This is a genomic window from Streptococcus sp. KHUD_018 (genome assembly GCF_054861215.1).
Window position 1 is genome coordinate 734,348 of record NZ_CM142176.1, and the last position, 19,296, is coordinate 753,643.

Genomic DNA, 19,296 nt, shown 5'->3' on the forward strand with positions numbered 1-19,296 from the left:
TCTTTTTCTCTGTTCGAAATGGCTGTGAAATATGTTATAATAGAAGAATGGCAAACAAGAATACTACAAAAACAAGACGGAGACCGTCTAAAGCAGAACTTGAAAGAAAACAGGCTATTCAGAGGATGTTGATTTCTTTAGGGATCGCCTTGTTATTGATTATTGCAGCCCTCAAACTCGGTGCAGCAGGTGTCACACTTTACAATCTCATTCGATTGGTGGTTGGAAGTTTGGCCTATGTGGCTATTGGTGCCCTCCTCATCTATCTTTTTCTTTTTAAATGGATACGCAAGAAAGAGGGGCTTCTGTCAGGATTTCTTTGTATCTTTGCTGGCTTGCTCTTGATTTTTGAGGCCTACTTGGTGTGGAAATATGGCTTGGAGCAGTCAGTTCTAAAAGGGACCCTGTCTCAAGTTATGACGGATCTGACTGGTATGCGGGTAACTAGCTTTGCTGGTGGAGGCTTGCTTGGTGTTGGACTTTATATTCCTATATCCTTTCTTTTCTCAAATATTGGCTCCTACTTTATTGGAGTTCTTTTGATTCTAGTTGGGGCACTCTTGGTTAGTCCTTGGTCTATTTATGATGTTGCAGCCTTTATTGGGGCTCAGTTCAGATCGTTTATGGAAAAACAGGAACAGAGAAAACAGGAACGCTTCATCAAGAGAGAAGAAGAGAAGGCTCGTCAAGAAGCTGAAGAAGCAGCCAGAATTCAGCGAGAACAAGAAGAACAGGATGCGCTGCCGCTTCCTCCCGTAGATCCTGAAACGGGAGAAATCTTATCTGAAGTAGCAGACTACGATTTCCCCCCAATTCCTGAGGAGGAATGGATCGAACCGGAGATTATCCTTCCTCAAGCTGACGTTGAAGTTCCATTTGTGGAAGAAGACTTTGAGGATGAAGAGGTGCAGGTTGATTTTTCTGCCAAGGAAGCCCTTGAATACAAACTGCCAAGCTTGCAACTCTTTGCGCCAGATAAACCCAAAGACCAGTCCAAGGAAAAGAAGATTGTTCGAGAAAATATCAAAATCCTAGAAGAAACCTTTGCTAGTTTTGGTATCAAGGTGACGGTTGAACGAGCTGAAATTGGACCATCAGTAACCAAGTATGAAGTCAAGCCAGCAGTTGGTGTACGGGTTAACCGCATTTCCAATCTGGCAGATGACTTAGCGCTGGCTCTGGCGGCCAAGGATGTTCGGATTGAGGCTCCAATACCTGGTAAATCCTTAGTCGGAATTGAGGTTCCTAACTCTGAGATCGCGACCGTTTCCTTCCGCGAACTCTGGGAACAGTCTCAAACAAAACCAGAAAATCTCCTTGAAATCCCTCTAGGGAAGGCGGTCAATGGAACTGCTCGAACCTTTGACCTTTCCAAGATGCCGCACCTACTCGTGGCAGGTTCGACAGGATCAGGGAAGTCAGTTGCAGTTAACGGTATTATTGCCAGCATTCTCATGAAAGCAAGACCTGACCAGGTCAAGTTTATGATGGTGGATCCTAAGATGGTTGAGTTATCCGTTTACAATGACATTCCACACCTCTTGATTCCAGTTGTGACCAATCCACGAAAGGCCAGCAAGGCTCTGCAAAAGGTTGTGGATGAGATGGAAAACCGTTATGAACTCTTTGCTAAGGTTGGTGTGCGAAATATCGCTGGTTACAATGCTAAGGTCGAGGAATTTAATAGCCAGTCTGAGTACAAACAAGTAGCGCTTCCTTTGATTGTTGTCATTGTAGATGAGTTGGCAGACCTCATGATGGTGGCTAGCAAGGAAGTGGAAGATGCCATCATTCGTCTCGGACAGAAGGCGCGTGCCGCAGGGATTCACATGATTCTCGCAACGCAACGTCCATCGGTTGATGTTATCTCTGGTCTTATCAAGGCCAATGTCCCCTCTCGTGTGGCTTTTGCAGTTTCATCAGGTACAGACTCACGAACCATCTTGGATGAAAATGGAGCAGAAAAATTGCTTGGTAGAGGAGACATGCTCTTTAAACCAATCGATGAAAATCACCCAGTCCGTCTACAAGGATCCTTCATCTCAGATGATGATGTCGAACGCATTGTAAACTTCATCAAGGCTCAGGCGGATGCGGACTACGATGAGAGTTTTGATCCAGGTGAGGTTTCTGAAAATGAAGGAGAATTTTCAGATGGTGAAGCTGGCGGCGATCCGCTTTTTGAAGAAGCTAAGGCTCTGGTTATCGAGACGCAGAAAGCCAGTGCTTCGATGATTCAGCGTCGTTTGTCGGTTGGATTTAACCGTGCGACCCGCCTTATGGAAGAACTCGAAATGGCAGGTGTTATCGGTCCAGCTGAAGGAACCAAACCGCGAAAAGTATTGCAACAATAAAAAAACAGCTTCTTTCCAAATTTGGAAAGAAGTTATTTTTGTGATTACTGGTTCGTTTTAGTTTCAGAATTCGTCGTATTTGACTGTGTACCGCTATCACTTGTTTCTTTTGTTGAGGAAGGTGTAGAAGAATCCTGAGTTGTTGTTTTCTTATCTTCTTTTTGCTCTTCTTTTTTATTGGATTGAGAAGTTTCTTCTTGCGGGGTATTTTCTTTAGTAGAAGTATTGTCCTTGTTAGGTGTAGTATTTTCCTGAGGCGATTCCTTTTGAATTTCCTTGACAACAGTTGTTTGGGTTGTCGTCGGTTCTTTTTTGTTGTTTTTGTTATTATCCATGGCGTTCATGATGGTGATAGTAGCAGTTATCAGACCAAGGATACTACCGATGGTAGCAATCGTTTTTTGAAAGACAGTAAATCCCTTTTTGATGTGTTCTGTTTTTGGTTTTGATGTTCTACGATAGTTAGACATGATACTCTCCTTTAATTATGATTTATTATACCTCATTTCTTTAAAAAAATCTTAAAAAAAGAGAAACTTCCCTTTCTTGTCGCAAGTTTCGTTTCATGATACAATAGAAGGAGTGATTTTAGAAAGCGTGAGAAAACATGATCTACTTTGATAATTCGGCAACGACCAAGCTTTATCCTGAAGCACTTGAGACCTATATGCAGGTCGCTTCGAAAATTGTAGGAAATCCATCCAGTCTCCATCGTTTAGGAGACCAAGCGACACGAATTTTAGATGCTTCCCGTCAGCAGATTGCAGATTTGATTGGCAAGAAAAGTGATGAAATCTTCTTTACCTCTGGTGGAACAGAAGGAGATAACTGGATCATCAAGGGTGTAGCCTTTGAAAAAGCCCAGTTTGGCAAGCACATCATCGTATCAGCTATTGAGCATCCAGCAGTCAAGGAGTCAGCACTCTGGCTGAAAAGTCAAGGTTTTGAGGTGGATATTGCCCCAGTTGATAGCAGAGGATTTGTGGATGTTGAGGCTCTAGGAGCTTTGATACGACCTGATACGACCCTCGTTTCGGTCATGGCTGTGAACAATGAAATCGGCTCTATCCAGCCAATTCAAGCTATTTCAAAACTTTTGGCTGATAAGCCGACCATTTCCTTCCACGTTGATGCGGTTCAGGCACTCGCTAAGATTCCGACTGAAAAGTATCTGACAGATCGAGTGGATTTTGCGACCTTCTCGAGTCATAAATTTCATGGTGTCAGAGGTGTTGGCTTTGTCTATATCAAGTCTGGTAAGAAAATTACGCCTCTGTTGACTGGTGGTGGTCAAGAGCACGATTATCGCTCGACAACTGAAAATGTGGCAGGGATTGCAGCGACAGCCAAGGCCCTCCGTTTGTCTATGGAAAAGTTAGATATCTTTACTAATAAGACAGGGCAGATGAAATCAGTCATTCGCCAAGCGCTTCTTGACTATCCAGATATTTTTATCTTTTCAGCTGAGAAAGACTTCGCCCCTCATATCCTGACTTTTGGGATTAAGGGTGTTCGTGGAGAAGTCATCGTTCACGCCTTTGAAGATTATGATATTTTTATTTCCACAACCTCTGCTTGTTCATCCAAGGCTGGAAAACCTGCGGGAACCTTGATTGCCATGGGAGTGGACAAAGATAAGGCCCAGTCAGCTGTGCGTCTAAGCCTAGACTTGGAAAATGATATGAGTCAAGTCGAGCAGTTCTTGACCAAGCTAAAATTAATTTACAATCAAACTAGAAAAGTAAGATAGGAGCATTCATGCAGTATTCAGAAATTATGATTCGCTACGGAGAGTTGTCAACCAAGGGCAAAAACCGCATGCGTTTCATCAATAAGCTTCGCAATAATATTTCGGACGTATTGTCTATTTATCCCCAAGTTAAGGTAACCGCAGATCGCGATCGTGCCCACGCTTACCTCAATGGAGCTGATTATACAGCAGTGGCAGAATCTCTCAAACAAGTCTTCGGGATTCAAAACTTTTCTCCAGTATATAAGGTTGAAAAATCTGTAGAAGTTCTGAAGTCTGCTGTCCAAGAGATTATGAAAGACATCTACAAGGAAGGTATGACCTTTAAAATTTCTAGCAAGCGTAGCGACCACAACTTTGAACTCGACAGTCGTGAACTCAATCAAACACTTGGTGGAGCAGTATTCGAAGTTATTCCAAATGTCCAAGCTCAAATGAAAAATCCGGACATCAATCTTCAGGTAGAGATTCGTGAGGAAGCGGCGTATCTTTCTTATGAAACCATTCGTGGAGCAGGTGGCTTGCCTGTGGGTACTTCTGGTAAGGGGATGCTCATGTTGTCAGGAGGGATTGACTCGCCTGTAGCAGGTTATCTAGCCCTTAAACGTGGGGTGGATATTGAAGCCGTTCACTTTGCCAGCCCACCATACACTAGCCCTGGAGCCCTTAAGAAAGCCCAAGATTTGACCCGTAAATTGACCAAGTTTGGTGGCAATATCCAGTTTATCGAAGTGCCTTTCACAGAGATTCAAGAAGAAATCAAGGCAAAGGCGCCAGAAGCCTACCTCATGACCTTGACGCGTCGCTTTATGATGCGGATTACCGACCGTATCCGTGAGGTGAGAAAGGGTCTGGTCATCATCAATGGGGAAAGTCTAGGTCAAGTAGCTAGCCAGACCTTGGAAAGTATGCAGGCTATCAACGCTGTGACCAACACTCCCATCATTCGCCCTGTTGTTACTATGGACAAGTTGGAAATTATTGACATCGCTCAGGAAATTGATACCTTTGACATTTCTATCCAGCCTTTTGAGGACTGCTGTACTATTTTTGCGCCTGATCGTCCTAAGACCAATCCTAAGATAGAGAATGCTGAGAAGTATGAAAAATGGATGGATGTTGAAGGTTTGGTTGAGCGAGCAGTGGCTGGTATCATGATTACTGAGATTACACCTCAAGCTGAAAAAGACGCTGTCGATGAGTTAATTGATAATCTCCTCTAATCAGAAAATCCAGAAGAATTCAGAAAAACAAATGAAAAAAGTTAGTTATTTATCCTTAAAATGGACATTTACTGACTTTTTTTCTATTTTTATGGTATAATGAGATAAATTTTTGAATATAGAGAGTTTTCTGACAATGAATCATTCCTACTTTTACTTGAAAATGAAAGAACACAAACTCAAGGTACCTTATACAGGAAAGGAGCGTCGTGTGCGTGTTCTCCTGCCAAAGGATTATGAGAAAGATACAGACCGTTTTTACCCTGTTGTTTACTTTCATGATGGGCAAAATGTCTTTTACAGCAAGGAGTCTTATATCGGACACTCTTGGAAGATTATTCCAGCCATTAAACGAAATCCTGACATCAGTCGCATGATTGTCGTTGCCATAGATAATGACGGCATGGGACGGATGAATGAGTATGCGGCTTGGAAGTTTCAAGAATCTCCTATCCCAGGCCAGCAGTTTGGCGGTAAGGGTGTGGAGTATGCCGAGTTTGTCATGGAGGTGGTCAAGCCTTTTATCGATGAAACCTATCGTACCAAAGCTGATCGCCAGCATACGGCTATGATTGGTTCGTCACTAGGAGGCAATATTACCCAGTTTATCGGACTAGAGTACCAAGACCGAATTGGTTGTCTAGGTGTCTTCTCATCTGCCAACTGGCTCCACCAAGAAGCCTTTAACCGCTACATCGAGCGTAAGAAATTGTCGCCTGATCAGCGCATTTTCATTTATGTAGGAACAGAAGAAGCAGACGATACGGACAAGACCTTGATGGCTGGCAATATCAAGCAAGCCTATATCGACTCATCGCTTCGCTATTACCATGATTTGATTGCAGGTGGAGTAGGCTTGGATAATCTTGTCTTGAAAGTTCAGTCTGGTGCCATCCATAGTGAGATTCCATGGTCGGAAAATTTACCAGACTGTCTCCGATTTTTTGCAGAGAAATGGTAAGTTAAGAAAGGAGAAAGCCAATGCATATTGAAAACCTCAGCCACTGGAGTGGCAATCTTAATCGTGAAATGTACCTCAACCGTTATGGGCATGCTGGGATTCCAGTTGTTGTTTTTGCTTCATCTGGTGGCAGTCACAACGAATATTATGATTTTGGCATGATAGATGCCTGTGCTTCCTTTATCGAAGAAGGTCGTGTCCAGTTCTTCACTCTATCCAGTGTGGACAGTGAGAGCTGGTTGGCCACTTGGAAAAACGGTCACGACCAAGCAGAGATGCATCGTGCCTACGAACGCTACGTGATTGAGGAGGCGATTCCTTTTATCAAGCATAAGACAGGTTGGTTTGACGGTATGATGACAACAGGTTGCTCAATGGGGGCCTACCATGCACTCAATTTTTTCCTCCAGCATCCAGATGTCTTTACCAAAGTGATTGCTCTCAGCGGTGTTTACGACGCGCGTTTCTTCGTTGGAGATTACTACAATGACGATGCCATTTACCAAAACTCGCCTGTAGACTATATCTGGAATCAGAATGACGGATGGTTTATCGATCGTTACCGTCAGGCAGAAATCGTCGTCTGTACGGGCCTTGGTGCCTGGGAACAAGACGGTCTACCATCTTTCTACAAGCTCAAAGAAGCCTTTGACCAGAAACAAATTCCAGCCTGGTTTGCTGAATGGGGACACGATGTTGCTCACGACTGGGAATGGTGGCGCAAACAAATGCCCTATTTTCTTGGACACCTGTATCTATAAAAGGAGTTGCCTATGAATTACCTTGTTATTTCTCCCTACTATCCGCAAAACTTTCAACAGTTTACAATCGAGCTAGCCAATAAAGGCATCACAGTTTTGGGAATTGGTCAGGAGCCTTACGAACAACTAGATGAACCTTTGCGTAATAGCCTGACTGAGTATTTCCGTGTAGACAATCTTGAGAACATAGACGAAGTCAAACGTGCCGTTGCCTTTCTTTTCTACAAGCATGGTCCTATCGACCGCATCGAGTCCCACAATGAATACTGGCTTGAGCTAGACGCAGCCCTTCGTGAGCAATTTAATGTCTTTGGTGCCAAACCAGAGGATCTCAAAAAGACCAAGTTTAAGTCTGAAATGAAGAAACTTTTCAAAAAAGCAGGTGTCCCTGTGGTACCTGGAGCTGTTATCCAGACAGAAGCAGATGTAGATAAAGCTGTGAAAGAAATCGGTTTACCAATGATTGCCAAACCTGATAACGGAGTGGGAGCGGCAGCCACCTTTAAGCTTGAGACAGAAGAAGATGTAAATCACTTTAAGGCTGAATGGGACCATTCAACCGTGTATTTCTTTGAAAAATTTGTCACTTCTAGCGAAATCTGTACCTTTGACGGACTTGTGGACAAGGACGGCAACATCGTCTTTTCAACGACTTTCGATTATGCCCATACACCACTTGATCTCATGATTTATAAGATGGACAATTCCTACTATGTGCTCAAGGATATGGATCCCAAATTACGCAAGTATGGCGAGGCCATTGTCAAGGAATTTGGTATGAGAGAACGCTTTTTCCATATCGAGTTCTTCCGTGATGGGGACGACTACATTGCGATTGAGTACAATAATCGTCCTGCAGGTGGCTTTACCATTGATGTTTATAACTTCGCTCACTCCTTGGATCTCTATCGAGGTTATGCGGCGATTGTTGCAGGTGAAGAATTCCCAGCATCAGAGTTTGAACCTCAATACTGTTTAGCTACATCACGTCGTGCCAATGCAAATTATGTCTATTCAGAAGAAGACTTGCTTGCTAAATACAGCCAGCAATTCAAGGTCAAGAAAATTATGCCAGCAGCCTTTGCAGAGCTACAAGGGGACTACCTTTATATGCTGACCACTCCGAGTCGCCAAGAGATGGAGCAGATGATTGCGGACTTTGGTCAGCGTCAAGAGTAACGAAAAGGATGAAAGGAGTTTGACTTCTTTTGTCCTTTTCTTAAAGATAAGTTAAATAAAGCGTTTTCCAGAGATTCTTTTAGAAAATCTGTTGCTAAAAGGTCTAAAAATTGATAGAATAAGGATTGTCTAAAAAAATTAAGGAGAATCTATCAAATGGATTTTACATGGGCTATTAAATATGCCACTGAATTTTTGGGAACTGCCATTTTGATCATTCTTGGTAATGGTGCAGTTGCTAACGTTGAACTTAAAGGTACGAAAGGTCACCAAAGTGGCTGGCTCGTTATCGCGGTTGGTTATGGTATGGGGGTTATGATCCCAGCTTTGATGTTTGGTAATGTATCTGGTAACCACATCAACCCAGCCTTCACACTTGGACTTGCTGTGAGTGGACTTTTCCCTTGGGAACAAGTACCATATTACATCCTTGCGCAAGTTTTAGGAGCGATTTTTGGTCAAGCTATGGTTGTGGCAACTCACCGTCCTTACTACTTGAAGACAGAGAATTCTAATAACATTTTGGGTACTTTCTCAACGATTTCAAGTGTTGATCACGGTACAAAAGAATCACGTTTCGCAGCAAGTGTAAATGGTTTTATCAATGAGTTTGTCGGTTCGTTTATTTTGTTCTTTGCAGCCCTAGGAATGACTAAAAACTTTTTTGGAGCTGAGGTTCTTCAATACATGAAACAAATGGCTACTCAAGCTGGTCAAACTGTTGACTTAAGTGAATTGGCAGTAAAAGCTCAAGTAGCACCACACACAGCTGCTGGACTTTCAGTTGCTCACTTGGCACTTGGTTTCCTAGTTATGGCCTTGGTAACTTCACTTGGTGGACCTACTGGACCTGGTTTGAATCCGGCTCGTGACTTCGGACCACGTCTTCTTCACGCAGTTCTTCCTAAATCAATTCTTGGTCAACACAAGGGTGATTCAAAATGGTGGTATGCATGGGTTCCAGTTGTAGCACCAATCGCAGCTGGTATTGCAGCAGTAGCAGTCTTTAAACTACTTTACCTATAAGAAATGAAACTGGGAAATCCCAGTTTTTTTATCGGAAATTTTTGTAAAAAATTCTAGAATTTAAGTGGAATAGCTTGTAAAAAATCCTAAAATCCTTTAAAATAAAAGAGTTGGAGGAAGCTATGAATGCAAATCAAATGATACAAATTATTCCGACTTTGAAGGTCAATAACCGAAAATTAAACGAAAAATTTTACATTGAAACTCTTGGAATGAAGCCCTTATTAGAAGAATCTGCTTTCCTTTCACTTGGTGACCAAACAGGTGTTGAAAAGTTGATTCTCGAAGAGGCTCCCAGTATGCGAACTCGGAGAGTTGAAGGGCTTAAGAAACTAGCCAGACTCTTGGTAAAAGTTAAGAATCCTTCTGAAATTGAGGATCTTCTTTCACAGATGGAGTCTCTTCCTCGCCTATTTAAAGGAAGCTGTGGTTATGCTTTTGAGATTGTTTCTCCTGAACAGGATGTGATTCTTGTTCATGCGGAAAATGATATAAGAGATTTGGTTCCACTGGAAACTGTTCCTGAATTTTCTTCAAATAAAAGTATAAAATACTTGAGTCAATTTGAGATTTCTATGGAGTTGCGTTTTCCTGAGGGGACGGAGAGTATACTTGATCCCGAAGTAGTAGCCAAGACAATTAGCTTTACCAAAGGGGAAGGGCCAGATTTGGCTGTTGAAAACAACGTTACTTGGGACTTGTCTATGCTGAAATTTTTAGTAAAGAATTTTGATTTAACCAGTCTTCGTCATAAATTCGAAAAGACAGGCTATTTTGTTCCCAAGTCTGAAAAATTCTTCCTTGGTAAAGACAACAATAATATCGAATTGTGGTTTGAAGAAGCATGAAGTGGGAAAAAATTCTAAGAAAAATAGAAAATCAAATCGAGGCAGGGGTCTATCCCGGGGCCTCTTTTGCGTATTTTAAGGACGGAGAATGGAGAGAATCTTACCTAGGCTTGAGTGACCCTGAGAAAGGTTTGAAAACAGATTCAGGGCTAGTCTATGACCTAGCCAGTGTCAGTAAGGTTCTTGGAGTAGGGACAGTCTTTACCTTCTTGTGGCAGCAGGGCAAATTAAATATTGATCGACCAGTGACGGATTATTTCGCTGAATGTGATTATCCAGATATCACTATTCGTCAACTCTTGACCCACGCAACATACCTAGATCCTTTTATTCCTAACAGAGACCAGTTAAGCGCTGAGGAATTAAGAGAGGCCATGTTTCACCTCAACAGACGAAATCAGCTAGCCTTCCTCTATTCAGATGTTCACTTTTTACTCTTGGGCTTTCTTTTGGAAAAAATCTTTGAACAAGACTTGGATCAGATTATAGAAGAACAAGTTTTGAACCCATGGGGAATGACGGAAACCAAGTTTGGCCCCGTAGAGCATGCTGTACCAACAGTGAGAGGAGTGGAAGCCGGAAACATCCACGATCCCAAAGCTCGTCTTTTAGGAAAACATGCTGGAAGTGCTGGTTTATTTTCAACTGTTAAGGATTTGCAAATCTTTTTGGAACATTATCTGAAAGATGATTTTGCTGAAAACTTGAGCCGAAATTACTCTCCCTTAGATGATAAAGAGCGTTCTCTAGCTTGGAATCTGGAGGGAACCTGGCTCGACCATACGGGCTATACAGGTACCTTCATCATGTGGAATCGAGAGATACAGGAAGCCGCTATCTTTTTATCCAATCGAACGTATGAGAAGGATGAGCGTGCCCAGTGGATAGTCGATCGAAATCAAGTGATGGAAATGATTCGTCAAGAGGAGTAGGAAGAAGTATGTCAAAAACCGTAAAAGGAACTCTGTATACAGTAGTGGCAGGGATTGCTTGGGGCTTGTCTGGAACCAGTGGCCAATACCTGATGGCACATGGGATTTCCGCTCTAGTCTTGACCAATTTACGACTTATCATTGCAGGCTTGGCACTAGTAATCTTATCCTATGCGACTTCAAAGGATAAACTCTCTGCTTTTTTAAAAGACAGAAAAAGTCTACTATCTCTGTTGCTATTTGCAGTTTTTGGACTTTTCTTAAACCAGTTTGCCTATCTTTCTGCCATTCAGGAAACCAATGCTGGAACGGCTACGGTTCTCCAGTATGTATGTCCTGTTGGAATCTTGATTTATACTTGTATCAAGGACAAGGTGGCACCAACTCTGGCTGAGATTATTTCGATTGGATTAGCAATCGGAGGGACTTTTCTTATCGCGACTCATGGGGAACTTGACCAGTTGTCTGTCACACCTGCTGGTCTTTTCTGGGGACTCTTTTCTGCCTTGACCTATGCTCTCTATATTATCCTTCCTATCGCTTTGATTAAGAAATGGGGAAGTATTTTGGTGATTGGTGTGGGCATGGTTATTTCTGGTGTTGTGGCTCTTCCCTTCACAGGAGTCTTGCAGACCAGCATACCGACCAGCTTGGATTTTCTTTTTGCATTTGCTGGGATTATCATCATCGGAACGGTCTTTGCCTATACAGCTTTCCTAAAAGGAGCTAGTATGATAGGCCCTGTTAAGTCCAGTTTATTGGCTTCCATAGAGCCCATCTCTGCTGTTTTCTTTGCCTTTCTGATTATGAAAGAGCAATTCTATGCGATTGATTTTGTCGGTATGGCTATGATTTTACTTGCAGTAACCATCATTTCTTTGAAAGATTTGTTGATAGAAAACAAACAGAAGGTTGAATGAGAAACTAGTTACTCGTAAAAAGTGGTTGTTTTGAATATCCTATCGAAATACTGATCAAGGATAAGGAATAGGAGTGGAATTTTATAAAATTTTAAGTTTCTTTTCTTACAATAAACCAATCTTTAACTGCTAGAAGGAGGAGATATGAAAATTTTACAAAGCATTCACCCAACTAAGCCCCTGCGCTACTTGAGATGGTTTGACATTTTGATTATCACAGTTCTAACGTTTGGCCTGTTTATCATTCGTTCAACGGAGCTCTTTTTAGCAAGTATGTTTCCGACAGGTTTGTCAACTACAATGAATACGGCAAGTGATACTGTCGGCGAAGGAGCGGCCTATTCGAGCAACTTCACTCTGCAAGTTATATTTCTGACCTTGGCCTTGCTTTACCTTTTGATTCGGAATTATGATTTCAATCAGCTTCCTATTCGTTGGACCTGGTCCCTTCTCTTTTGGGTTCCATTTATATTTGCCATTGTGGGATTGTTTGGAGACTTGGTGACGACACTAACTGGTGAATACAATTACTTAAATCCAGCTCTTTTTGCCCACATAGATCCCATGGAAGTTATACGGAAATTCCTAGCGCTTAGTCCGATGGCAATTGCCTATGCCTTGCTAAATGGCTTCTATGAAGAGTTTTTCTTTCTAGGGTTGTTGACCTCAGTGAAAGAAAAGCACAAGTGGCGGGTTTTGTTTTATTCTACCCTCATTCGGATTTCTTTTCACACTTATCAAGGATTAGTATGGGCGCTGGTTATTGGTGTAGTTTATGGCTTATTCTATTATTTTTTGTACAAATATAAGGTGAAAAATCTCCTCCCGTTCTTTCTCATGCATGCTCTGGCAGACATGTTTGGGTCTAGTCTCATGTATCTCCTGATTGCCTGGGGAAGGTAAGAATCAGAAAAATCCACTCAATCGAGTGGATTTTGTTTGTATAGATGATTAGTCTTTATTTTCGTGTGGCAAGATCAAGTTCAAGATAATTCCTGTCATGGCTGATAAAGCAGTACCTGAAAGTGTAACTGGGCCAAGTTTGAGGATGGCTCCACCAAGTCCAAGTACCAGCATAGCACTAGCAATGATGAGGTTACGCATTTGACTGAAATCAACGCGCTCCTTGATCAAAACTTTCAAACCATTGCTGGCGATAACTCCGTAGAGAAGGATGGACATGCCACCAAGCACAGCATTTGGAATGGTTGAAATCAAGGCAGTGAATTTCCCTAGGAAGCTAAGAGCAATGGCGATGAAGGCCGCGTTACGGATAACAGAGACAGAAGCGATACGAGTCATCCCAATAACCCCTGTATTTTCGCCGTAAGTCGTATTAGCTGGTCCACCGAGGAAGGCTGATACAGATGTCGCGATACCATCACCAAGAAGCGTACGGTGAAGTCCTGGTTCTTTCAGGAATTGACGGCCACAGATTTGGCTTAAAACTGTGTGGTCTCCGATGTGTTCTGAAATGGTTACAATAGCGATTGGCAAGATGGCGATTGTTTCAGGACCGAAGTACAAGTTGTACTCTTTAAAGGCTCCACCTGTACTAAATGGCAAGTAGAAACCAGGAATTTCAAACCAATTGGCTTGAAGGACTGGGGTAAAGTCAACCAAACCAAGCATCATAGCGAAGATGTACCCACCGATGATGGCAAAGAGGAAAGGAATGATACGAAGGAAACCTTTTCCTTTTGTATTGATAAAGGCGGCAATCAAGAATGTAACAACGGCTACAAGGGCGTTTTTCCAGTTTCCGTCTGCTACGAGTCCAGCATTCGTTACAGCAGAACCAGCAAGACCAAGACCGATAACGATAATCATAGGTCCGATAATGATTGGTGGCAAGAGTTTATCAATCCATTTCGTACCTGCAAAACGAACACTTGCTGCTACAAGAACATAGACCAAACCAGTCAAGATTACCCCCGTTTGAGCAGCAGATACATCGCCCCCCATTTCTTTCATGGCTAAAGACATAGCCGTGATAAAGGCGAATGAAGAACCTAGGTAAACTGGAACCTTAAAGCCAGTAGAAATCATGTAGATAAGTGTTCCAATACCGGATGCAAAGAGAGCAACCGATACGGGCATTCCCAAAATTAAGGGAACGAGAATGGTTGCGCCAAACATGGCAAATACGTGCTGGAAGCTTAGAAGAATACCTTTACCAGCAGAAGGACGTTGATCAACGTCTAGTAACAAGTCAACAGTTGATTCCTGTTTCATAAAAACCTCACTTTTGGGCACCAAAAAAGAGCCCATTATTTTGCAGCAATAGGCCCTCAGAGTAAGACTTTTTAAAAAATAGCTATCTTTTAAAAATTTATATAAATCTGCGCCTTCGTCACCTCACAGGATGACATTAAAAACCTTTGCTTAGGATAGTATAGCAGAAAAAATTCGTTTTGTAAACGAATTTTTCCCGAGTCTAGAAATAAAAGAGCGAGGCAGATTTTGTAAATCATTTTTTCCCGAGCCCGGAAATGCGAGAGCGAGGTTCGTTTTGTAAACGAATTTTTCCCGAGCCTAGAAATAATAAAGCGAGGCAGATTTTGTAAATTGTTTTCTGAACTTTAAACAAGGGTGCACTATTGTTTAAAGTGGGCGTTTGTTGGGCATGCCAGCCTTTCTTGGGTACTTGTTAGGTGTTTCCTTTTTCTTTTCGACCACAGTGATGTAGCGCGGATCTCCATTTGGTAGGGCATAGCTGAGGTTGTCCTCTACCTTACTAAAGAGGAGGTTAATGGCATTCTTGGCTTCTAGCAATTCCTCAGGAGCATTGCTGGCCTTGAGTGCCAATAGTTTGCCACCAACTTTAAGATAGGGAATGGTCAGCTCAGACAAAACCTGCATACGGGCAACCGCACGAGCCGTCACCACATCAAACTGGGCACGGAAGTTCTTGTCTTGGGCAAAGTCTTCTGCCCGTCCATGGTAGAAGTGAACACCATCCAAATCCAACTCCTGAGCTAAAAGCTGAAGGAAGTTAATGCGCTTATTGAGCGAATCAATGATGGTCACATCTAACTGAGGATAGAGAATTTTCATGGGCAGACTAGGAAATCCTGCACCAGCCCCGATATCAAGAAGTTTGATAGTTTCATTTGAAATCAAGCCTTGCAGAATAGGTGCAATCGAATCATAAAAATGTTTGAGATAAACTTCTTCTTTATCTGTAATAGCGGTCAGGTTAATCTTTTCATTCCACTCGACTAAGAGTTCAAAATAGCGTTCAAATTGATTCTTTTGCTGGTCAGAAAGTGGAATATTTTGCTCAGCTAGTAGGCTGTAAAATGTTTCTGGTTTCATAGTAGTTTCCTTCTCTAGTATCATCTTATTTTACCATATTCATTAAAATTTTGATATACTGGTAGTAATCTAAAAGCAGAAAGGAATAAGATTATGACTTGGATTATTCTTGGAGTTTTGGCTCTGATTGTTATTTTTGTGATTGTTAGCTATAACGGTTTGGTTAGAAATCGTATGCAGACCAAGGAGGCTTGGAGCCAGATCGATGTTCAGTTGAAGCGTCGTAATGATCTCCTCCCAAACTTGATTGAAACAGTCAAAGGCTATGCCAAATATGAAGGTTCTACCTTGGAAAAGGTGACAGAACTTCGTAGACAAGTAGCCGCAGCAACTTCACCAGCTGAAGCGATGAAGGCCAGTGATGCCCTTACCCGCCAGATTTCTGGTATCTTTGCAGTAGCAGAGAATTACCCAGACTTGAAAGCTAGTGCTAACTTTATCAAATTGCAAGAAGAGTTGACCAATACAGAAAATAAAATTTCTTACTCTCGCCAACTCTACAACAGTGTTGTCAGCAACTACAATGTAAAACTTGAAAGCTTCCCAAGTAACATCATCGCAGGACTATTTGGCTTTAAAGCTGCAGACTTCCTTCAAACACCTGAAGAGGAAAAGGCAGTTCCTAAAGTTGACTTTAGCGGATTAGGTGACTAAGATGTTGTTTGATCAAATTGCGAGCAATAAACGAAAAACCTGGATTTTGTTGCTGGTTTTCTTCCTACTCTTGGCCTTGGTTGGTTATGCTGTTGGCTATCTCTTTATGCGTTCAGGTCTTGGTGGCATGATTATTGCCTTGATTATTGGTCTTATCTACGCTCTGACCATGATCTTTCAATCGACAGAGATTGTCATGTCTATGAATGGGGCGCGTGAGGTTGATGAGCAAAGAGCCCCAGACCTCTACCATGTAGTAGAAGATATGGCCATGGTCGCTCAGATCCCCATGCCACGTGTTTTCATCATTGAGGATTCTTCTTTAAATGCCTTTGCGACAGGTTCAAACCCGCAGAATGCAGCAGTAGCAGCCACTTCGGGTCTTCTAGCTATCATGAATCGCGAGGAACTGGAAGCTGTTATGGGGCATGAGGTCAGTCATATCCGAAACTACGATATCCGCATTTCGACCATTGCTGTCGCCCTCGCCAGTGCCATTACCCTTCTGTCTAGTATGGCAGGACGGATGATGTGGTGGGGAGGCGCTGGTCGCAGACGGAGTGATAATGATCGCGATGGAAATGGTTTGGAGATTATCATGCTTGTTATCTCTCTCTTAGCCATTGTTCTAGCACCTCTCGCAGCAACCTTGGTGCAATTAGCCATTTCCCGTCAGAGGGAATTTCTGGCGGATGCATCCAGTGTGGAGCTGACTCGTAATCCTCAAGGGATGATCAATGCCTTGCGTAAGTTGGAAAATAGCGAGCCGATGCATCACCATGTTGACGATGCCAGTAGCGCTCTTTATATCAATGATCCCAAGAAAGGTGGCGGACTCCAAAAACTATTTTACACCCACCCACCTATCTCAGAACGAATTGAGCGTTTGAAACATATGTAGAAAAAATGGCTCTTTGTCAACTGTAGTGGGTTGAAGAAAAGCTAAAATAAGCTCCATAATATCCATAGGGGATTTACCCACTACAAATATTATAGAGCCGAAAAATATTTGAAGCAGGTGGATAGAAGAAATCACCTGCTTTTTTCTCGTCTTTTGAAAATGATGGACATTTTGAGGATAGTATAGTTGATGAGGGTTTTGATGTAGATAAAAACGTTCAGACACAGAGGATGATTGAGGCAGTGCGAGATGCACTATCAAAATTAAATGAAGAAGAAAGAGAAATCATTGATAGACTTTATTTCAATGATGAAACTATTCGTTTGGTAGCTGAAATGAAAAAAATATCTCATCCAGCTCTCATAAAGAGAAGAAATAAGATATTGGAAAAGCTAAGAGAGTTGCTGAAAGAATTTAGATAGTAATGAGAAGAAGCGGGAAAAAAATTTTTGTCTGCTTCTTTTTAGATATTGCAATGTTTTAACTGTTATGCTATAATAATAACAGTTAAAACACAAATAACAGTAGGGGGTTGATGATGAATATACAGATAAATAATTCCAGTGATGAACCAATATATCTGCAAATAAAAAATCAAATTAAAGCACAAATCATTTCTGGAGATTTGAAAGTGGGAGAACAACTACCTTCGATAAGATTCTTAGCGAAAGAAATAAGAGTAAGTATGTTAACTGCAAAAAGAGCTTTTGATGAATTAGAGTTAGACGGGTTTATAAATTCGGTACAAGGAAAAGGTAATTTTGTTGCAGCACAAAATAAAGAACTAATTCGAGAAGAATACTTAAAGAAAATTGAATCGAAGCTTCAAGAAGTAGTTGAACTTTCAGAAATTGCAGATGTATCCAGTGATGAATTGATAAAAATGTTAAAGAGTTATGTGGAGGGTGAATATGAGTAAATATGCTATTGAAATTAAAGATTTAGTAAAAACATTTGACAGTTTTAAACTAGGACCGGTAAATCTTACTATTCCGAAAGGAACAATAGTTGGATATATCGGACAGAATGGAGCTGGTAAAAGTACAACTATAAAATTGTTACTTGGGCTTTTAAGAAAAGACTCTGGCGATATAAGACTTTTAGATGAGGAAAATCCTAATAGTGTTGAACTGAAAGATAAACTTGGAGTGGTATTTGATGATTTGTTAGTGCCGGAAGAAATGACATTAATCGATGTTGAAAAGTTTTGTCATAGAGTTTATTCAAAATGGGATAAAAAGCAGTTTTATGGATTCGTTGAAAAATTCAATTTACCACATAAAAAGATGATTAAAAACTATTCTCGTGGTATGAAAATGAAACTTTCAATGGCTGTTGCTTTATCTCACAATGCTGAACTTTTGATTTTAGATGAAGCAACAAGTGGGCTTGACCCAATTGTAAGAGAGGAAATCTTGGATTTGTTATTAGATTTTATGCAAGATGAAAATCATACAATTCTTATTTCTTCCCATATTTTATCTGACTTAGAAAAAGTGGCAGATTACATTGCTTTTATCCACAATGGAAAAATCTTATTTATGGAAACAAAAGATGAGTTAAAAGAAAACTACGGTATATGTACTTTATCCAATGAAGAAGTAAATAACATTGATGAAGAAGCCATTGTAGGAAGAAGAATACATTCTTTTGGGCAAGAGTTACTTGTTAAAAAGAGTCTTGTACCTGATGGTATCAAGTTACAAAAACCGTCAATTGAGGATATTATGATTTACTTTGTGAAAGGAGTGAGACAATAATGACATCATTAATTTTGAAAGATATAGCAACTTTAAAAAAGACATTATTATTAACGGTTACTATCAGTATTGCACTGGCTGTATATGGAATTTATGAAAATGAATTGTTTATGGTTCCGTTAATATGTGTAATGATTCCGCTCATACTTACTGCAATCGCCTTTGGCTATGATACAAAATCAAATTTCGAACAGTTTGCATTTTCGATGCCAATAAAAAAGAGCAGTTATGTGTTGAGCAAGTTTTTCTTTGCATTTGCCTTTGGTTTGGTTGGTTCAATCTGCATTTTTGTACTGTTGATGACAAAAAATCAAATGTCATTGGATAATATAGTGTTTATTGCTTTAATTACATTAGCTGCTAGTATACTTATGTCTGCCATTCAATTACCATTTATTCTTAAATATGGTGCTGAAAAGGGTAGACTCATTATGGTAATCACTTATTTCTTAATATTTGCTTTATCAACACTGTTAAAAGAAAAGTCAAATTTTCTTGCAGAACTAATGGAGATTTTTAGTAAGAATTCTATATCAATGATTTGCTTAGGAATTTTAGTTGTAAGCATATTAATCATAGGGCTTGCAGTAAAATTGTCCGTTATGATTATGGAGAAAAAAGAATACTAGTTATAAATTATTTAATTTGTAGTTAAGTGGCAGAGATGGAAAAACAATTTTTTCCTTAATTGTCAAGTCAAGTGCAACAA

General features: G+C 41.0%; 19 protein-coding genes and 1 pseudogene. 17 read left to right on the forward strand and 3 right to left on the reverse strand.

The features are described from left to right. Positions 1-47 precede the first annotated feature (47 nt). On the forward strand, positions 48-2,354 hold the full coding sequence (locus ACVBD2_RS03660; RefSeq protein WP_461686143.1) for a DNA translocase FtsK: 2,307 nt from the start codon (positions 48-50) through the stop codon (positions 2,352-2,354). A 44-nt stretch (positions 2,355-2,398) separates the two neighbouring features. On the opposite strand, the gene ACVBD2_RS03665 is transcribed toward ACVBD2_RS03660, so the two are convergent. Beyond that, positions 2,399-2,824 (reverse strand): DUF6556 family protein, encoded by a 426-nt coding sequence (locus tag ACVBD2_RS03665; RefSeq protein ID WP_084947627.1) that lies wholly within the window; start codon positions 2,822-2,824, stop codon positions 2,399-2,401. Between the two features lie 137 nt (positions 2,825-2,961). Between ACVBD2_RS03665 and ACVBD2_RS03670 the strand changes: the two genes are divergently transcribed. The 10 genes from ACVBD2_RS03670 (at position 2,962) to ACVBD2_RS03715 (ending at position 12,857) form a co-directional block, all read left to right on the forward strand. Further along, the gene (locus ACVBD2_RS03670; RefSeq protein ID WP_461686144.1) at positions 2,962-4,104 is read left to right on the forward strand and encodes a cysteine desulfurase family protein; all 1,143 of its coding nucleotides are present in this window, start codon (positions 2,962-2,964) and stop codon (positions 4,102-4,104) included. An 8-nt stretch (positions 4,105-4,112) separates the two neighbouring features. Beyond that, complete coding sequence (gene thiI / locus ACVBD2_RS03675; RefSeq protein WP_461686145.1) at positions 4,113-5,327, forward strand: tRNA uracil 4-sulfurtransferase ThiI; 1,215 nt, start codon at positions 4,113-4,115, stop codon at positions 5,325-5,327. A gap of 136 nt (positions 5,328-5,463) precedes the next feature. Next, positions 5,464-6,288: an alpha/beta hydrolase gene (locus ACVBD2_RS03680; RefSeq protein WP_084947634.1), complete on the forward strand. Its 825-nt coding sequence runs from the start codon at positions 5,464-5,466 to the stop codon at positions 6,286-6,288. A 20-nt stretch (positions 6,289-6,308) separates the two neighbouring features. Continuing rightward, a complete protein-coding gene (locus ACVBD2_RS03685; RefSeq protein ID WP_000546816.1) occupies positions 6,309-7,049 on the forward strand; it encodes an esterase family protein in 741 nt (246 codons plus the stop codon). A 12-nt stretch (positions 7,050-7,061) separates the two neighbouring features. Beyond that, complete coding sequence (locus ACVBD2_RS03690) at positions 7,062-8,228, forward strand: ATP-grasp domain-containing protein (protein ID WP_461686146.1); 1,167 nt, start codon at positions 7,062-7,064, stop codon at positions 8,226-8,228. A 156-nt stretch (positions 8,229-8,384) separates the two neighbouring features. Further along, a complete protein-coding gene (gene gla, locus ACVBD2_RS03695; RefSeq protein WP_461686147.1) occupies positions 8,385-9,254 on the forward strand; it encodes an aquaglyceroporin Gla in 870 nt (289 codons plus the stop codon). Between the two features lie 122 nt (positions 9,255-9,376). Continuing rightward, positions 9,377-10,102 (forward strand): CppA N-terminal domain-containing protein, encoded by a 726-nt coding sequence (locus ACVBD2_RS03700; RefSeq protein WP_461686148.1) that lies wholly within the window; start codon positions 9,377-9,379, stop codon positions 10,100-10,102. Next, the gene (locus ACVBD2_RS03705; protein ID WP_084947649.1) at positions 10,099-11,034 is read left to right on the forward strand and encodes a serine hydrolase domain-containing protein; all 936 of its coding nucleotides are present in this window, start codon (positions 10,099-10,101) and stop codon (positions 11,032-11,034) included. Before ACVBD2_RS03700 ends, ACVBD2_RS03705 begins: the two co-directional genes overlap by 4 nt. An 8-nt stretch (positions 11,035-11,042) precedes the next feature. After that, a complete protein-coding gene (locus ACVBD2_RS03710) occupies positions 11,043-11,954 on the forward strand; it encodes a DMT family transporter (protein WP_461686149.1) in 912 nt (303 codons plus the stop codon). 144 nt (positions 11,955-12,098) lie between these two features. Next, the gene (locus ACVBD2_RS03715) at positions 12,099-12,857 is read left to right on the forward strand and encodes a CPBP family intramembrane glutamic endopeptidase (protein WP_461686150.1); all 759 of its coding nucleotides are present in this window, start codon (positions 12,099-12,101) and stop codon (positions 12,855-12,857) included. 48 nt (positions 12,858-12,905) lie between these two features. On the opposite strand, the gene ACVBD2_RS03720 is transcribed toward ACVBD2_RS03715, so the two are convergent. Beyond that, complete coding sequence (locus ACVBD2_RS03720; protein ID WP_000808282.1) at positions 12,906-14,189, reverse strand: uracil-xanthine permease family protein; 1,284 nt, start codon at positions 14,187-14,189, stop codon at positions 12,906-12,908. Between the two features lie 369 nt (positions 14,190-14,558). Continuing rightward, positions 14,559-15,272 (reverse strand): 16S rRNA (guanine(527)-N(7))-methyltransferase RsmG, encoded by a 714-nt coding sequence (gene rsmG, locus ACVBD2_RS03725; protein WP_461686151.1) that lies wholly within the window; start codon positions 15,270-15,272, stop codon positions 14,559-14,561. Between the two features lie 93 nt (positions 15,273-15,365). On the opposite strand from rsmG, the gene ACVBD2_RS03730 reads away from it, so the two are divergent. From ACVBD2_RS03730 to ACVBD2_RS03755, 6 genes and pseudogenes are all read left to right on the forward strand, one after another. Next, complete coding sequence (locus ACVBD2_RS03730) at positions 15,366-15,926, forward strand: LemA family protein (protein ID WP_007521503.1); 561 nt, start codon at positions 15,366-15,368, stop codon at positions 15,924-15,926. 1 nt (position 15,927) lies between these two features. Then, positions 15,928-16,827 carry a zinc metalloprotease HtpX gene (gene htpX, locus ACVBD2_RS03735; RefSeq protein WP_461686152.1) on the forward strand — a complete coding sequence of 300 codons (900 nt, stop codon included), beginning with the start codon at positions 15,928-15,930 and terminating at the stop codon, positions 16,825-16,827. A 60-nt stretch (positions 16,828-16,887) separates the two neighbouring features. Then, positions 16,888-17,249, forward strand: a pseudogene (locus ACVBD2_RS03740) (RNA polymerase sigma factor). A gap of 116 nt (positions 17,250-17,365) precedes the next feature. Further along, complete coding sequence (locus tag ACVBD2_RS03745) at positions 17,366-17,746, forward strand: GntR family transcriptional regulator (RefSeq protein ID WP_001025497.1); 381 nt, start codon at positions 17,366-17,368, stop codon at positions 17,744-17,746. Beyond that, positions 17,739-18,587 carry an ABC transporter ATP-binding protein gene (locus ACVBD2_RS03750; RefSeq protein ID WP_000049613.1) on the forward strand — a complete coding sequence of 283 codons (849 nt, stop codon included), beginning with the start codon at positions 17,739-17,741 and terminating at the stop codon, positions 18,585-18,587. Before ACVBD2_RS03745 ends, ACVBD2_RS03750 begins: the two co-directional genes overlap by 8 nt. Further along, complete coding sequence (locus ACVBD2_RS03755; protein ID WP_000202415.1) at positions 18,587-19,216, forward strand: ABC-2 transporter permease; 630 nt, start codon at positions 18,587-18,589, stop codon at positions 19,214-19,216. Before ACVBD2_RS03750 ends, ACVBD2_RS03755 begins: the two co-directional genes overlap by 1 nt. Positions 19,217-19,296 lie beyond the last annotated feature (80 nt).

Bases quoted from the DNA above. Each gene is read 5' to 3' on its own strand.
- ACVBD2_RS03660 (WP_461686143.1), top strand. From the start codon at position 48: ATGGCAAACAAGAATACTACAAAAACAAGACGGAGACCGTCTAAAGCA.
- ACVBD2_RS03665 (WP_084947627.1), bottom strand. From the start codon at position 2,824: ATGTCTAACTATCGTAGAACATCAAAACCAAAAACAGAACACATCAAA.
- ACVBD2_RS03670 (WP_461686144.1), top strand. From the start codon at position 2,962: ATGATCTACTTTGATAATTCGGCAACGACCAAGCTTTATCCTGAAGCA.
- thiI (WP_461686145.1), top strand. From the start codon at position 4,113: ATGCAGTATTCAGAAATTATGATTCGCTACGGAGAGTTGTCAACCAAG.
- ACVBD2_RS03680 (WP_084947634.1), top strand. From the start codon at position 5,464: ATGAATCATTCCTACTTTTACTTGAAAATGAAAGAACACAAACTCAAG.
- ACVBD2_RS03685 (WP_000546816.1), top strand. From the start codon at position 6,309: ATGCATATTGAAAACCTCAGCCACTGGAGTGGCAATCTTAATCGTGAA.
- ACVBD2_RS03690 (WP_461686146.1), top strand. From the start codon at position 7,062: ATGAATTACCTTGTTATTTCTCCCTACTATCCGCAAAACTTTCAACAG.
- gla (WP_461686147.1), top strand. From the start codon at position 8,385: ATGGATTTTACATGGGCTATTAAATATGCCACTGAATTTTTGGGAACT.
- ACVBD2_RS03700 (WP_461686148.1), top strand. From the start codon at position 9,377: ATGAATGCAAATCAAATGATACAAATTATTCCGACTTTGAAGGTCAAT.
- ACVBD2_RS03705 (WP_084947649.1), top strand. From the start codon at position 10,099: ATGAAGTGGGAAAAAATTCTAAGAAAAATAGAAAATCAAATCGAGGCA.
- ACVBD2_RS03710 (WP_461686149.1), top strand. From the start codon at position 11,043: ATGTCAAAAACCGTAAAAGGAACTCTGTATACAGTAGTGGCAGGGATT.
- ACVBD2_RS03715 (WP_461686150.1), top strand. From the start codon at position 12,099: ATGAAAATTTTACAAAGCATTCACCCAACTAAGCCCCTGCGCTACTTG.
- ACVBD2_RS03720 (WP_000808282.1), bottom strand. From the start codon at position 14,189: ATGAAACAGGAATCAACTGTTGACTTGTTACTAGACGTTGATCAACGT.
- rsmG (WP_461686151.1), bottom strand. From the start codon at position 15,272: ATGAAACCAGAAACATTTTACAGCCTACTAGCTGAGCAAAATATTCCA.
- ACVBD2_RS03730 (WP_007521503.1), top strand. From the start codon at position 15,366: ATGACTTGGATTATTCTTGGAGTTTTGGCTCTGATTGTTATTTTTGTG.
- htpX (WP_461686152.1), top strand. From the start codon at position 15,928: ATGTTGTTTGATCAAATTGCGAGCAATAAACGAAAAACCTGGATTTTG.
- ACVBD2_RS03745 (WP_001025497.1), top strand. From the start codon at position 17,366: ATGAATATACAGATAAATAATTCCAGTGATGAACCAATATATCTGCAA.
- ACVBD2_RS03750 (WP_000049613.1), top strand. From the start codon at position 17,739: ATGAGTAAATATGCTATTGAAATTAAAGATTTAGTAAAAACATTTGAC.
- ACVBD2_RS03755 (WP_000202415.1), top strand. From the start codon at position 18,587: ATGACATCATTAATTTTGAAAGATATAGCAACTTTAAAAAAGACATTA.